This window comes from Rhodococcus sp. BE178, assembly GCF_050433545.1.
Taxonomy (GTDB): domain Bacteria; phylum Actinomycetota; class Actinomycetes; order Mycobacteriales; family Mycobacteriaceae; genus Prescottella.
Window position 1 is genome coordinate 111,662 of the sequence record NZ_JBNPXA010000012.1, and the last position, 14,310, is coordinate 125,971.

General features: G+C 68.1%; 10 protein-coding genes, 2 tRNA genes and 1 pseudogene. 9 read left to right on the forward strand and 4 right to left on the reverse strand.

All coding sequences use genetic code 11. From position 1 onward, the window contains the following. Positions 1 to 38: 38 nt before the first annotated feature. A tRNA-Gly gene (locus tag J2X34_RS20100) sits at positions 39 to 112 on the reverse strand. A gap of 139 nt (positions 113 to 251) precedes the next feature. Here J2X34_RS20100 and J2X34_RS20105 point away from each other — a divergent pair. The 5 genes from J2X34_RS20105 to clpX all read left to right on the forward strand — a co-directional run bounded on the left by J2X34_RS20105 (position 252) and on the right by clpX (position 4,827). Beyond that, positions 252 to 328, forward strand: a tRNA-Pro gene (locus J2X34_RS20105). A gap of 90 nt (positions 329 to 418) precedes the next feature. Further along, positions 419 to 1,783: a trigger factor gene (tig, locus tag J2X34_RS20110; RefSeq protein ID WP_429519371.1), complete on the forward strand. Its 1,365-nt coding sequence runs from the start codon at positions 419 to 421 to the stop codon at positions 1,781 to 1,783. Positions 1,784 to 1,929: 146 nt separating this feature from the next. Next, positions 1,930 to 2,538 (forward strand): ATP-dependent Clp protease proteolytic subunit, encoded by a 609-nt coding sequence (locus J2X34_RS20115; RefSeq protein ID WP_407983947.1) that lies wholly within the window; start codon positions 1,930 to 1,932, stop codon positions 2,536 to 2,538. A gap of 45 nt (positions 2,539 to 2,583) precedes the next feature. After that, positions 2,584 to 3,255: an ATP-dependent Clp protease proteolytic subunit gene (locus J2X34_RS20120; protein WP_114719028.1), complete on the forward strand. Its 672-nt coding sequence runs from the start codon at positions 2,584 to 2,586 to the stop codon at positions 3,253 to 3,255. A gap of 294 nt (positions 3,256 to 3,549) precedes the next feature. Beyond that, positions 3,550 to 4,827: an ATP-dependent Clp protease ATP-binding subunit ClpX gene (clpX, locus tag J2X34_RS20125; protein WP_114719029.1), complete on the forward strand. Its 1,278-nt coding sequence runs from the start codon at positions 3,550 to 3,552 to the stop codon at positions 4,825 to 4,827. A gap of 207 nt (positions 4,828 to 5,034) precedes the next feature. Here the strand turns inward: clpX and J2X34_RS20130 are convergent, their stop codons facing one another. Continuing rightward, complete coding sequence (locus J2X34_RS20130; protein WP_114719030.1) at positions 5,035 to 5,667, reverse strand: TetR/AcrR family transcriptional regulator; 633 nt, start codon at positions 5,665 to 5,667, stop codon at positions 5,035 to 5,037. Positions 5,668 to 5,840: 173 nt separating this feature from the next. Here J2X34_RS20130 and J2X34_RS20135 point away from each other — a divergent pair. Then, positions 5,841 to 6,971, forward strand: a pseudogene (locus tag J2X34_RS20135) (alpha/beta hydrolase family protein). A gap of 158 nt (positions 6,972 to 7,129) precedes the next feature. Here J2X34_RS20135 and fdhD read toward each other — a convergent pair. Together fdhD and J2X34_RS20145 are read right to left on the reverse strand one after the other, a co-directional pair. Then, entirely contained in the window at positions 7,130 to 7,954 is an 825-nt protein-coding gene (gene fdhD, locus J2X34_RS20140) for a formate dehydrogenase accessory sulfurtransferase FdhD (protein WP_114719032.1), read from the reverse strand. Continuing rightward, on the reverse strand, positions 7,954 to 10,266 hold the full coding sequence (locus J2X34_RS20145) for an FdhF/YdeP family oxidoreductase (RefSeq protein WP_429519375.1): 2,313 nt from the start codon (positions 10,264 to 10,266) through the stop codon (positions 7,954 to 7,956). Before J2X34_RS20145 ends, fdhD begins: the two co-directional genes overlap by 1 nt. 171 nt (positions 10,267 to 10,437) lie before the next feature. Here J2X34_RS20145 and J2X34_RS20150 point away from each other — a divergent pair, with 171 nt between their 5' ends. The 3 genes from J2X34_RS20150 to J2X34_RS20160 all read left to right on the forward strand — a co-directional run bounded on the left by J2X34_RS20150 (position 10,438) and on the right by J2X34_RS20160 (position 14,176). Further along, a complete protein-coding gene (locus J2X34_RS20150) occupies positions 10,438 to 11,433 on the forward strand; it encodes an iron-siderophore ABC transporter substrate-binding protein (protein WP_429519377.1) in 996 nt (331 codons plus the stop codon). 22 nt (positions 11,434 to 11,455) lie between these two features. Next, positions 11,456 to 12,064, forward strand: a complete 609-nt coding sequence (locus tag J2X34_RS20155; protein ID WP_174911433.1) for a GNAT family N-acetyltransferase — start codon at positions 11,456 to 11,458, stop codon at positions 12,062 to 12,064. Positions 12,065 to 12,199: 135 nt separating this feature from the next. Further along, positions 12,200 to 14,176 (forward strand): alpha/beta fold hydrolase, encoded by a 1,977-nt coding sequence (locus tag J2X34_RS20160; RefSeq protein WP_429519464.1) that lies wholly within the window; start codon positions 12,200 to 12,202, stop codon positions 14,174 to 14,176. Positions 14,177 to 14,310: the final 134 nt, after the last annotated feature.

Below are 14,310 nucleotides of genomic sequence, written 5' to 3' on the forward strand. Positions count from 1 at the left end.
TTCGGACATATATCCGAACGGTGGGGGTTTCCTCCGTGTGGAGGGGATGACGGGAATCGAACCCGCGTAATCAGTTTGGAAGACTGAGGCTCTACCATTGAGCTACATCCCCGTGCATACGACATTTGTGGGATCGCCAGCGATGTCGTCTGCGAGATGAGACTGTACCCAACCTCGCTTTGGATTTCATAATCGGGGGGCCGTAGGATTCTGCCTCGGGTCCTCGCGAGGTTGGCGGAGGCCTGTTCTGACGGGGTGTGGCGCAGCTTGGTAGCGCATCCGCTTTGGGAGCGGAGGGTCGCAGGTTCAAATCCTGTCACCCCGACCAGACGCGTGGCAGGGCCGACAATCCGGTCCTGCCACGAAGAGACACGAGATATCGAATCAAAGAGCACCACCACACGAAGGAGCCAGATCCGTGAAGAGCACCGTCGAGCAGCTCAGCCCGACGCGAGTCCGTATCAACGTTGAGGTGCCCTTCGAGGAGCTCAAGCCTGATTTCGACAAGGCCTACAAGGCGCTCGCGCAGCAGATCCGTCTCCCCGGCTTCCGTCCGGGCAAGGCTCCGGCCAAGCTGCTCGAGGCTCGTGTCGGTCGTGGCGCGGTGCTCGAGCAGGTCGTCAACGACGCCCTCCCGTCCCGCTACTCCGAGGCCGTCAACGCCTCCGAGGTGAAGGTCATCGGCCAGCCGGAGATCGAGATCACCAAGCTCGAGGACGGCCAGGAGCTCACGTTCACCGCCGAGGTCGACGTCCGCCCCGAGATCACCCTGCCGGACTTCTCCACCGTCGCCGTCACGGTCGACCCGATCGAGGTCACCGACGAGGCAGTCGCCGAGCAGCTGCTGTCGCTGCGTCAGCGCTTCGGCACCCTGAAGGGTGTCGAGCGTGAGGTTCAGGACGGCGACTTCGTGTCGATCGACCTGTCCGCCACCGTCGACGGCCAGGCCGTTCCGGAGGCCACCGCGTCGGGTCTGTCCCACGAGGTCGGCTCGGGACAGCTGATCGAGGGCCTCGACGAGGCCATCGTCGGCGTCAAGGCCGGTGAGTCGAAGGACTTCACCTCCAAGCTGGTCGCCGGCGAGTTCGCGGGCCAGGAGGCGGTCATCACCGTCACCGTCGGTTCCGTCAAGGAGCGCGAGCTGCCCGAGGCCGACGACGAGTTCGCCCAGATGGCAAGCGAGTTCGACACCCTCGAAGAGCTCGAGGCCGACCTGCGTGAGCGCGTCGCACGCGTCCGCAAGGTCGAGCAGGCCGGCCAGATCCGCGACAAGGTGCTCGAGGCTCTGCTCGAGACCGTCGAGGTCCCGCTGCCCGAGGCCGTCGTCAAGGCCGAGGTCGACGCCGCGCTGCACGACGCGATCCACGGTCTGGACCACAACGAGGAGAAGCTGAACGAGCTCCTCGAGTCGCAGGGCACCACGCGTGAGCAGTTCGACGCGGACGCCAAGGAGGCTGCCGAGCGCTCGGTGAAGACCCAGCTGCTGCTCGACGCCATCGCCGACGCCGCGGGCACCACCGTCGGCCAGGACGAGCTCACCGAGCGCATCCTGTTCCAGGCGCAGCGCTACGGCATGGCTCCGGAGCAGTTCATCCAGCAGATCCAGCAGGCCAACCAGCTCGGCGCCGTCTTCGCGGACGTCCGACGTGGCAAGGCGCTTGCCGGTGTCGTCGACGCCGCGACCGTCACCGACACCGCCGGTGCAACGATCGACACCGCCGAGATGTTCGGCACCGCAGAGGCGGAGGCCGACGAGGCCGAGGCCGAGGGCGACGACAAGTAGCACCCCGGCGGAATGACGCCTGCCACCCCCGGTGGGCGCGAGTATTTCCGCTTTCAGCGAAGTAGGGCGGCACCGGGACTCCGGTGCCGCCCTACTTCGTTAGTGTCAGTGTCAGGAACCAACGACTTATCGAGAAGGCAGGTACCGTGACTTACCAGAATCCCGCCATGACTTCAGCCACCTCCGGTCTGAATCTCAGCGACTCGGTGTACGAACGCCTGCTTCGCGAGCGCATCATCTTCCTCGGTACGCAGGTGGACGACGACATCGCGAACAAGCTGTGCGCCCAGATCCTGCTGCTGTCGGCAGAGGACCCCACCCGGGACATCTCCCTGTACATCAACTCGCCCGGCGGCTCGGTCACGGCCGGCATGGCGATCTTCGACACCATGCAGTTCGCCGAGTGCGACGTCGCGACCTTCGGCATGGGCCTGGCCGCCTCGATGGGGCAGTTCCTCCTGTCGGCCGGCACCAAGGGCAAGCGGTACGCCCTGCCGCACGCGCGGATCATGATGCACCAGCCGTCGGCCGGCATCGGTGGCACCGCGTCCGACATCGCGATCATGGCGGAGCAGTTCGCGCACACCAAGCGCGAGATGGCCGAGCTCATCGCGGAGCACACCGGCCAGACCGTCGAGCAGATCACTGCGGACTCGGACCGTGACCGCTGGTTCACCGCGAAGGAAGCGCTCGAGTACGGCTTCGTCGACCACGTCATCACCCGCGCGCGGCAGGCCGGCGGCGCAGGCAACTAGCCCGCAACGCATCCGACCTTCCGCCCACACCATCTTGGAGAACTGATGACCAACCTCTTCGATCCCCGTGCCGCCCACGCGCTCGGCGGCCAGGCTCCGGCCGGCGCCCAGTCGCGCTACATCCTGCCCTCGTTCATCGAGCACTCCAGCTACGGCGTCAAGGAGTCCAACCCCTACAACAAGCTGTTCGAGGAGCGCATCATCTTCCTCGGCGTGCAGGTGGACGACGCGTCGGCGAACGACGTCATGGCGCAGCTGCTGGTGCTCGAGTCGCTCGACCCGGACCGCGACATCACCATGTACATCAACTCGCCGGGCGGCTCGTTCACGTCGCTGATGGCGATCTACGACACGATGCAGTACGTGCGGGCCGACATCACGACGGTCTGCCTCGGCCAGGCCGCGTCGGCCGCGGCCGTCCTGCTCGCTGCCGGCACGCCCGGCAAGCGCCTCGCGCTGCCGAACGCCCGTGTGCTGATCCATCAGCCCGCGACCGGTGGCATCCAGGGTCAGGTCTCCGATCTGGAGATCCAGGCCGCGGAGATCGAGCGCATGCGCCGACTGATGGAGACCACGCTCTCGAAGCACACCGGCCGGGATCCGGACGTCATCCGCAAGGACACCGACCGCGACAAGATTCTGACGGCGGAAGAGGCGAAGGAGTACGGCATCATCGACGACGTCCTCCAGTACCGGAAGCTGTCCGCCCAGAAGTGATGTGGGGCATCCCGGTTCGCCGACACGCCGAGTGATCGGATTGCGGCGGACCGGGGTGCACACCCGTCAAGCTGGGGCATTCCGCGTTCTTCACGCGGATGTGATTCATGTGTCGGAATCGTGTTCGCCGTGTGGGAATCACCGGCTTTTGGTCGACCTCGTTCCCGATCTGCGGGTACGGTCACACCATGGGCCTTCGATCCTGAGCCGAGGGCACGCGATCGCTGAACAGCGATCCGCGGGGATTCGGGTGAGGGTGCTCGCACGTAGACAAGGAAGTAGGGACCTTACGAGATGGCACGCATCGGTGACGGCGGCGATCTGCTCAAGTGCTCGTTCTGCGGTAAGAGCCAGAAGCAGGTCAAGAAGCTCATTGCGGGACCCGGGGTCTACATCTGCGACGAATGCATCGATCTGTGCAACGAGATCATCGAGGAAGAGCTGGCGGAGTCCAGTGAGGTCAAGCTCGACGAGCTGCCCAAGCCCGCGGAGATCCGCGACTTCCTCGAGAACTATGTGATCGGTCAGGACGCTGCGAAGCGGACGTTGGCGGTGGCGGTCTACAACCATTACAAGCGCATCCAGGCGGGCGACCGCAGTCGGGACGCGCGCGGTGAGACCGTCGAGTTGGCGAAGTCGAACATCCTCATGCTCGGCCCCACCGGCTGCGGCAAGACCTACCTCGCGCAGACGCTGGCGAAGATGCTCAACGTGCCCTTCGCGATCGCGGACGCGACGGCACTGACCGAGGCCGGATACGTCGGTGAGGATGTCGAGAACATCCTGCTGAAGCTGATCCAGGCCGCCGACTACGACGTCAAGCGCGCCGAGACCGGCATCATCTACATCGACGAGGTCGACAAGATCGCCCGCAAGAGCGAGAACCCGTCGATCACGCGGGACGTGTCCGGTGAGGGTGTGCAGCAGGCGCTGCTGAAGATCCTCGAGGGCACGCAGGCGAGTGTGCCGCCGCAGGGTGGGCGCAAGCACCCGCACCAGGAGTTCATCCAGATCGACACCACCAACGTGCTCTTCATCGTGGCGGGTGCGTTCGCCGGTCTCGAAAAGATCGTCTCCGATCGGGTCGGCAAGCGCGGCATCGGCTTCGGCGCCGAGGTCCGCTCGAAGGCCGAGATCGACACGCAGGACCACTTCGCGGAGGTCATGCCCGAGGACCTGATCAAGTTCGGTCTTATTCCCGAGTTCATCGGCCGGCTTCCGGTCGTGGCGTCGGTGACCAATCTCGACAAGGAATCTCTGGTCAAGATCCTCTCCGAGCCGAAGAACGCGCTCGTCAAGCAGTACACCCGCCTGTTCGACATGGACGGCGTCGAACTCGAGTTCACGGTGGACGCGCTGGAGGCGATCGCGGATCAGGCGATCCACCGTGGCACGGGTGCCCGTGGGCTGCGCGCGATCATGGAGGAAGTCCTGCTCCCGGTGATGTACGACATCCCCAGTCGTGACGATGTCGCGAAGGTGGTCGTCACCGCGGAGACCGTCAACGACAACGTCCTGCCGACGATCGTGCCGCGCAAGCCGGAGCGGGAGCGTCGCGACAAGTCGGCATAGGTACCGGGTGGTCCTGAACAAGGACTCTCCGCCAGTTCCACCACGCCTCGTGCGCCCGGTTGATTCGGATCAGGTCCGAATCGGCCGGGCGCACGTTGCTGTGCGCCGACCGGGTTCCGGTGTCGGCTCAGGGCCCTCGTCGCACCCGCGGCGCGTGCGGGGCAGTGTCCCTCCGATTCCGATGTGGTGCACCAGCATCCGGCCGTCTCAGGTGGCGCGCAGAACTGCGATCGCGAGCGAGGTCAGCTCGGTTTCGAACGCCTCGAGGTCGCGAGTCGTCCCGGCGGTGGCTTCTCGCTCCCAGGTGGCCATCGCCGACACGACGAATCGGGCCATCATGGCCACCCTCCGTGCGCGGGCGTCGGGAGTCAGGTGGGTGAGTTCGTCGGTGATGCCGGCGAACAGTTCCTGGAGTAGTTTCATCCCGCCGATCCGGGGGTACCTGGGATCGGCGGGGACCAGCGATGTCGGTGTCGAGACGAAGTCCAGGTGGACCCCGGTGAGCCACTGTTCGTTGAACCGTGCCCAGTAGGACGGCTCGCGGGCCGCGACCTCCGCGACGAAGGGGTGGATGTAGCAAGCGACCAGATGGGCGAGGCGGTCGGAGTCGCCGGAGTTCGCGAGCATGTCGGCGCGGAGCGCGTTGATGGAGCCCATGTGCTCGAGCCAGATCGCTTCGAGCAGGCCGTCCCACGAGCCGAAATGGTAGGTGAGTGCCGAATTGTTGCGCTGCCCCGCGGTTCTCACGATCTCCCTCGCGGACACCCCGTGCATGCCTCGTTCGGCGATGAGACGTTCGGCGACTTCGAGGATCGTGTCGCGAGCGTTCGGCGAATTCATAGCCGACAGCGTACTGAATGAGCTAACTTCATCGAGCTAAGACGCGTTTCTTAATCTGGAGGTTGTTCGTGAACACACTGACGAAGGCCGGGAGCGGCCGCACACGGGGCGTGGGACTCTTCACGCTCGTGGCGGCCACGTAGGTCGCGCTCGTGGCGGCCACGTAGGTCGCGCTGGTGGCGGCGGGATGCAGCAGTAACAGCTCGGCCGAGGCCGACGGTGCGGCGACGCTGGAACCGGGTCAGCTGCTGTCGAGTCAGTAATTGCGGGGCGCCCCGGTCCTGCCCAGCGCGGCCCGCAGCGAGCTCATCGTGTACGTCTCGCAGAACGCGCAGGGCGATCCCGTGGTCGTGTCGGGCACGCTGTCGATTCCGAAGACATCCGCACCCGACGGCGGGTGGCCCGTCCTCAGCTGGGCCCACGGCACCACGGGTGTCTCCGACATCTGCGCGCCGTCCGCCGATTCGGACGACGGCCTCGCGCACGACTACCTCGGCGTGGTCGACGAGACCCTCGATCGCTACGTCGCCGACGGGTACGTCGTCGTGCAGACCGACTACGTCGGCATGGGCACGCCGGGCGGGCACCCGTACATGGACGGTGGGACGGAAGCCAACGCCGTCGTCGACATCGTGCGCGCGAGCCGCGAACTCGACGATTCGATCAGCAACCAGTGGTACGCGATGGGGCACAGCCAGGGTGGGCACGCCACGCTGTTCACCGCCGCGCAGGGTGCGGAGCGGGCACCGGAGCTGGATCTGCGGGGCGCGGTCGCGATCGCGCCGGGCAACGGCACGAGCCAGACGCCGGCGTACCTGGCCTCCGGAAACCCCGCAGTGGCACCGGCCCTCGCGTTCCTGCCGCTGATCCTGCTCGGCGCGGAGGCGGCCGATCCGTCGATCGACGCGGATTCGTACGTCACACCGACCTCCAAGGCGTTGCTGACCGCGGCCCGCAACGGCTGCGTCGCGCAGATCCGCGACGTGATCCCGTCGGTGCCCGTCGACCAGGCGTTCGCGCCCGGCGCGGATATGGACAAGTTGATCGGCTACCTGAAGAAGCAGGAGCCGGCGCAGCTGAAGCTCTCGGTTCCGACGATGATCCTGCAGGGCACCGCCGACACGCTGGTCGCCGAGCCGGGATCGAACGCGTTGGCGAAGGCGTTGTGCGACAGCGGGTCGACGGTCGGCTACAAGACCTACGAGGGCGCCGATCATCGCGCCGCGGTTGCGGACTCCTTCGGCGACGCCGAGCAGTTCTTCCAGCAGTTGCAGGCGGGGGGGACACCCGCGGGCACCTGCTAGAACGGTCCGAACAGCTGCGAGTAGCGCGGGGGATTGCCCACGAGTTCACCGGTGGGGAGGGTGGCGACGGTGTCGACGAGTTCGACGACACCATCGTCGTCGCCGCACTGCGCGGTGACGTGGTAGTCGGCACGTAGATCCCCGGGCGGGACGTGCCGTCACCGCTTGATGCGGTGCTCGCCGGTGTAGACGTTCATACTCTCGCCGCGGAGGAACCCGACGAGTGTCATCCCCTGGTCCCGGGCCAGGTCGACCGCCAGTGACGACGGCGCCGACACGGCGCCGAGCAGTGGGATGCCGGCCATCGCGGCCTTCTGCACGAGTTCGAACGAGGCCCGGCCACTGACGATCAGGACGGCATCGGACAGGGGGATCCGGCGCCCGGTCAGCGCCCAGCCGACGACCTTGTCGACCGCGTTGTGGCGACCGACATCCTCACGCAGCGCGAGGAGCGCGCCGTCGGTCGTGAACAACCCGGCGGCGTGCAGCCCGCCGGTGGCCTCGAACACCCGTTGGCCCCGACGCAGAGTGGGTGGCATCGAGGACAGCGCGGCTGCGGTGACCTCGATTGTGCTGTCGGACAGTGTGAAGCGGCTGCGGGTCGCGACCTCGTCGAGCGATGCCTTCCCGCACACCCCGCACGCCGACGTGGTGAGGAACTCGCGTCGACCCCGGGTGCCCGGATCCGGAACGTCGGGCCCGAGTTCGACGTCGAGGACGTTGTAGGTGTTGGCGCCGTCGTCGTCGACGCCGTCGCAGTACCGGATCACCGAGACGTCCTGGACGCTGCCGATGATGCCCTCGGCCAGCAGGAACCCGTGGACCAGGTCGATGTCGTTGCCGGGCGTGCGCATCGTGACGGTGAGGGACCGCCCGCCGAGGCGGATCTCGAGAGGTTCCTCGACGGCCAGGGTGTCCGGGCGGTGCCGGGTCCCGTCCGGGGTGATGCGCAGGACGGGCCGCCGGGCGGTGACGCGTCCCATCAGCCGGCCCTGGCCGGTTCGAGCCGGACGACGATAGCCTTGGACACGGGTGTATTCGACTTGGCGGCAACGTGATCCAGGGGAACCAGCGGATTCGTCTCGGGGTAGTAGGCGGCCGCGTTGCCGCGGGGCGTGCTGTACTCGACGATCCGGAAGTCGTGGACGCGACGCTCCTCGACCGTGTCGTCCGCGGTGGTCCACTCGGAGACCACGTCCACCGATTGCCCGTCGGACAGACCCATCTCGGCGATGTCGGCGGCGCTGACGAAGACCACTTTCCGCCCACCCTTGACACCGCGGTAGCGGTCGTCGAGGCCGTAGATCGTGGTGTTGTACTGGTCGTGGCTGCGCATCGTCTGCAGGATCAACCGTCCGGGCGGGGTCGGCACCCACTCGAGCGCGTTGACCGCGAAATTGGCCCTGCCGGTGTGGGTCCGGAACTCGCGTGCGTCTCGCGGCGGATGCGGTAGCTGGAAGCCGTCGGGTTGGCGCACCCGGGTGTTGTAGTCCTCGCAGCCCGGCACGACGCGGGAAATCGAATCCCGGATCAGGTCGTAGTCGCCCTCGAACTCGGCCCACGGCACCGAATGCTCGGACCCGAGCAGTTCGCGTGCGAGCCGGCAGACGATCGCGACCTCGCTGCGCAGGTGCTCACTCACCGGCTTCAGCCGTCCGCGGGACAGATGCACCATCGACATCGAATCCTCCACCGATACCAACTGCTTGCCGGTGGCCTGGACGTCGAGGTCGGTGCGGCCGAGGGTGGGCAGGATCAGCGCGGTGCGCCCGTGCACGACGTGGCTGCGGTTGAGCTTGGTCGAAACCTGCACGGTCAGTTCGCAGTTCCGCAGCGCCTGCTCGGTGGCCGCGGTGTCCGGGGTGGCGGCGACGAAGTTGCCGCCCATTGCCATGAACACCCGGGCGCGGCCGTCGCGCATCGCCCGGATCGCGTCGACGGTGTCCCACCCGTGCCGCCGCGGGCTCTCGATCGAGAACTCGGTGTCCAGGGCGGCCAGGAACTCCTCCGGCATCTTCTCCCAGATGCCCATGGTGCGGTCGCCCTGAACGTTGGAGTGGCCGCGGACCGGGCACACGCCGGCGCCCGGTTTGCCGATCATGCCGCGCATGAGCAACAGGTTCACGGCCTCCTGGATGGTGGCGACCGCGTGCGCCTGCTGGGTGAGTCCCATCGCCCAGCACGTGACGGTGCGGTCGGATTCGGCCAGCGCGCGGGCGGTGTCCTCGAGTTGCTGCATCGTCAGGCCGGTCGCCTCCACGACGGTGTCCAGGTCGACGGCGCGCACGTGGTCGGCGTACTCCTCGAACCCGGCGCAGTGCCGATCGACGAACGCGCGGTCGACGACGGTGCCCGGTGCGCGGTCCTCGGCCTCGAGCAGCAGTCGGCCCAGGCCCTGGAAGAGCGCCATGTCCCCGCCGAGTCGGATCTGCAGGAAGTCGTCGGCGATGTCGACTCCGCGGCCGAGGACGCCGCCGACCTTCTGGGGGTCCTTGAACCGGCGCAGGCCTGCCTCCGGCAACGGGTTGATCGCAATGATCCTGGCGCCGTTGGCCTTCGCCTTCTCGAGGGTGGACAGCATGCGCGGGTGGTTGGTGCCCGGGTTCTGTCCCGCGATGAGAATGAGATCGGCCTGCTCGAGGTCGGGTACCGACACCGAGCCCTTGCCGATGCCGATCGCCTCGGTGAGCGCGCTGCCCGACGACTCGTGGCACATGTTGGAGCAGTCCGGCATGTTGTTGGTGCCGAAGCTGCGAATCATCAACTGGTAGAGGAACGCCGCCTCGTTGCTGGTGCGGCCGGACGTGTAGAACACGGCCTCGTCGGGGCTGCCGAGCCCGCGCAGGTGGTCGCCGATCAGTCGGTAGGCGTCGTCCCACCCGATCGGTTCGTAGTGCTCGCTGCCGGGGCGCAGCACCATCGGGTGCGCGAGCCGGCCCTGCTGGCCCAACCAGTAGTCGGTGTGCTCATCCAGCTCGGAGATCCGGTGCGCGGCGAAGAACTCGGGGGTGACGGTCCGGAGCGTGGCCTCCTCGGCGACCGCCTTGGCGCCGTTCTCGCAGAACTCGGCGGGCTTGCGGTGTCCGGGCGTCTCGGGCCAGGCGCAGCCGGGGCAGTCGAACCCGTGGCGTTGGTTGAGGCGGGTGAGGGTGCGCGCGGTGCGGGCGATGCCCATCTGCTCCACGGCGCGCTCCATCGATACGAGCACGGCCGGCACGCCGGCCGCGTAGTCCTTCGTGTGGCTGACGACGAGGTCGTTCTCGTCGATGTCTTCCCGGGGACCCTTACGCGTCATGGACCCATACTGGCCCCGGAATTCCCGCGATGCACGGTCCGACGCACCGAACCGCGGGGTAGGGTCGGTGAGCCTTACCTACTCGAGTGCTGGCTGTGGTCGCGAACGGAGGGTCTACCTATGGGGGATTGCGGACCTGGACACGGCTTCGGGACGGTCGGACGCCGGGACATGGGTGCCCTCTCGCGGAGGGGGTTCCTGATCGGTGGCACCGGTGCGCTGCTCGCGTTCGCGGCGGCATGCGCCGGCGCGGAATCCGGTGGCGGCGATTCCGACGACGCCCCCGGCGCGACCGTGGCCCACAAGTACGGGCAGACCACGGTGCCCGCCCAGCCCAAGCGGGTGGTGAGCGTCGGCTACAACGACCAGGACGCACTGCTGGCTCTCGGGACGGTGCCGGTCGGGGTGTTCGACTGGTACGGCGACTACCCGAGCGCGGTGTGGCCGTGGGCGCAGGACGAATTGGGTGAGGCGGAACTGCCGGTCATCGGCAGCGCGAGCACCGGCATCGATATCGAGAAGGTGGCGGGCGTCGCCCCCGACCTCATCGTGGGTACGTATTCGGGCCTCACGCAGGGCCAGTACGACAAGCTCTCCGCGATCGCCCCGACGGTGGCGCAACCGGCCGGGGTCGCGGACTACGGCGTGCGCTGGCAGGACCAGACCATGATCCTGGGGGAGGCACTGGGGCGGCAGGACCGAGCCGCCGAACTGGTGTCGGGGGTGCAGCAGCAGTTGACCGATGTCGCGCTCGCCAACCCGGTGTTCGCCGGCAAGACGGTGCTCGTCGGGGCGCTGAAGGGGCCCGGCCAGTTCGGGGTGTACGGACCGGAGGACCCCAAGGTTCGCTTCTTCACCGAACTCGGATTCGTGAATCCGCCTGTGGCCGAGCAGATCCGCAAGACGAACTTTGCCGAGATCAGTACCGAGCAGCTGTCGCTCGCGAACGTCGACCTCCTCGTCTGGTACGCGGGGGGCGGGTTCGGCGACGATCTCCGCGCCGAGCTCGCGAAGACGCCGATCTATCGGACACTCGACGTCGTCGAGGACGGGCGCGCGGTCATCCTCGACGACGAGGCGGCGGAGGCCATGACGTGGAGCACCGTGCTGAGCCTGCCGTACGCGTTGCAGCAGATCCCGCCCCGAATCGCACCGCTGCTGGGCTGACCCGGCCGGTACTCTCGCGGTTATGGCAGCCGTCGTGCGACCCGTGACCCGACCGGACATTCCCGCGCTCTCACGTGCGCTGGCCGAGGCGTTCGACGACGATCCCGTGATGAGCTGGATGTTGCCCGACGCCTCGAAGCGGCCGGCCGGCCTGGCCCGGTTGTTCGCGGCGGAGATCCGCTACCACCATCTCTCCGGCGGGGGTGCGGAGCTGGCCGAGTCGGCCGACGGCACCATCGTCGGCGGTGCGCTGTGGGATCCGCCGGGCCGGTGGAAGCAGTCGGCGTTCGATTCCTTCCTGAGCCTGCCGACCGTGGCGCGCGCACTGGGCCGGTACCTGCGCGTCGGTGCCGAGGTCTCGCATGCGCTCGAGTCGGCACATCCCACCGAACCGCACTGGTATCTGGCGACCATCGGCACCTCCTCGGCAGGCCGCGGTGGCGGTTACGGCAAGGCACTGCTGAACTCGCGCCTGTCCCGCTGCGATGCCGAGGCGGCGCCGGCCTACCTCGAATCCAGCAAGCACGCGAACATCCCCTACTACGAACGCTTCGGGTTCGAGGTCACCGGAGAGATCGTGATCCCGAACGGTGGTCCGACACTGTGGAAGATGTGGCGCAATCCGCGGTGATCGCATCGTGAACGTGCACCGTGACGGCCGTCACGGGCCGTCTCGGCGTGGTACCAATCAGGGGTGACCTCGACCCCGCAGCACTCTCTCGGCATCCCCTTCCAGGACCTGGACGACTACCTCGCCCTGCCTCGCATGTCGGGCCTCGAGCTGTCCCCGGACGGCACCCGGCTCGTCGTCGCGCAGGCGGTGCTCGACGACACGGCCACCAAGTACGTGTCCGCGCTGTGGGAGATCGATCCGGCCGGTGCGGGCCCCGCGCGGCGGCTCACGTGGGGATCGAAGGGCGAATCCGGCGCCGCGTTCACCCACGACGGCGATCTGCTGTTCACGTCGACGCGGCCCTCGCCCGACGACTCCGACGACACGGCGGCGTCACTGTGGCGCCTGCCCGCCGCCGGTGGCGAGGCCTGCCGGGTGGCCGGACGCGGTGGCGGGATCGCGGGCGTGCGTGCCGCGCGGTCGGCGGCGCGCGTCGTGGTGAGCACCGGTGTCCTCGGGGCCTCCGGGACGGTCGAGGACGACGAGCGGATCCGCGGCGAGCGCAAGGACAAGAAGGTCTCGGCCGTCCTGCACACCGGATACCCGGTGCGGCACTGGGACCACGACCTCGGCCCCGACGTCCCGCACCTGCTGGCAGGTGCCACCAGCGGCGGTGCCGCCGAGGAAATCGTGCTCGACGACCTGACGCCGATGCCGGGCGTCGCGCTGCGCGACGCCGACTACGCGCTCGCCGACGACGGATCGTTCGTCGTCAGCACCTGGTCGGTCCCGGGTGTTCTCGGCACGATGCGCACTATCCTGGTGCGGATCGACGTGGCGACGGGGGAGCGCACCACGCTCGTCGACGACGACACGGCGGACGTGTTGCATCCGGCGATCTCGCCCGACGGCACGCAGGTCGTGTACCTGCGTGAATCCCACGGGGATCCGGAGCAGGCGCCACGAATCACGCTGCACCGCATCACCTTCGCGAGCGGGGTCGTCGAGGATCTCGCCCCGGGCTGGGATCGTTGGCCGACGGCCGTCGCGTGGCTGCCGGGCGGTGACGGCCTGCTCGTCACCGCCGACGACCGCGGTCGCGGCCCGATCTTCCTGCTGCGCGGCGGTACACCGGCGGCGCTCACGGCCGACGACGCCGCCTACACCGATCTGCGTCCGGCCCCGGACGGCTCCGCGGTGTACGCGATGCGCGCCTCGTACGCGCGGCCGCCGCACCCGGTGCGGATCGCCCTCGTCGGCGACGTCGGCTCCGTCACGGAACTGCGTGCCCCGTCGGTGTCGCCCCGGCTGCCCGGCCGCCTCACCGAGGTAGTGGGGCAGGCCGCCGACGGCACCCCGCTGCGCTCGTGGCTGGCACTGCCCGACTCGGCGTCGGCGGAACGCCCGGCGCCGCTGCTGCTGTGGGTGCACGGCGGCCCGCTGAATTCGTGGAACACCTGGTCGTGGCGCTGGAACCCGTGGCTGCTGGTCGCCAAGGGGTACGCGGTGCTGCTGCCGGATCCCGCGCTGTCCACCGGATACGGTCAGGACTTCGTCCAACGCGGCTGGGGACAGTGGGGCAAGGCGCCCTACACCGATCTGATGGCGATCACCGACGCCGCGGAGGCGCTGCCGGAGATCGACGCGAAGCGAACGGCCGCGATGGGCGGCTCGTTCGGCGGCTACATGGCGAACTGGATCGCCGGCCACACCGACCGCTTCAAGGCGATCGTCACGCACGCGAGCCTGTGGGCGCTGGACCAGTTCGGTCCCACCACCGACGCCGCCTGGTACTGGCAGCGCGAGATGACGCCCGAGATGGCGTTCGAGAACTCCCCGCACCTGTACGTCGCCGACATCGTCACCCCGATGCTGGTGATCCACGGCGACAAGGACTACCGCGTGCCGATCGGTGAGGGACTGCGCCTCTGGTACGAACTGCTGTCCGAGTCGGGGCTGCCCGCCGACGCCCAGGGGGAGACCGACCACCGGTTCCTGTACTTCCCCGACGAGAACCACTGGGTGCTCAGCCCCCAGCACGCCAAGATCTGGTACCAGGTGGTGGAGTCGTTCCTCGCCGAGCACGTGCTCGAGGAGGACGTCCCGCTGCCCGACGTACTGGGATCCTGATCCGCCGATTTGCGCACTTGTCGTTCCTGGACGGGCCGAGCCGGGACCGATAAGTGCGCAAAACGCGAGGGGGAGGGGCGGGGGCGATGGGGGCGCCGAGCCGGGTCCGGACGATTCGGCGGCACTGACTACGA

What these genes read in the sequence shown, in the direction of transcription:
- J2X34_RS20120 (WP_114719028.1), top strand. Translation starts at nt 2,584, where the DNA reads ATGACCAACCTCTTCGATCCCCGTGCCGCCCACGCGCTCGGCGGCCAG.
- clpX (WP_114719029.1), top strand. Translation starts at nt 3,550, where the DNA reads ATGGCACGCATCGGTGACGGCGGCGATCTGCTCAAGTGCTCGTTCTGC.
- J2X34_RS20130 (WP_114719030.1), bottom strand. Translation starts at nt 5,667, where the DNA reads ATGAATTCGCCGAACGCTCGCGACACGATCCTCGAAGTCGCCGAACGT.
- fdhD (WP_114719032.1), bottom strand. Translation starts at nt 7,954, where the DNA reads ATGGGACGCGTCACCGCCCGGCGGCCCGTCCTGCGCATCACCCCGGAC.
- J2X34_RS20145 (WP_429519375.1), bottom strand. Translation starts at nt 10,266, where the DNA reads ATGACGCGTAAGGGTCCCCGGGAAGACATCGACGAGAACGACCTCGTC.
- J2X34_RS20150 (WP_429519377.1), top strand. Translation starts at nt 10,438, where the DNA reads ATGGGTGCCCTCTCGCGGAGGGGGTTCCTGATCGGTGGCACCGGTGCG.
- J2X34_RS20155 (WP_174911433.1), top strand. Translation starts at nt 11,456, where the DNA reads ATGGCAGCCGTCGTGCGACCCGTGACCCGACCGGACATTCCCGCGCTC.
- J2X34_RS20160 (WP_429519464.1), top strand. Translation starts at nt 12,200, where the DNA reads ATGTCGGGCCTCGAGCTGTCCCCGGACGGCACCCGGCTCGTCGTCGCG.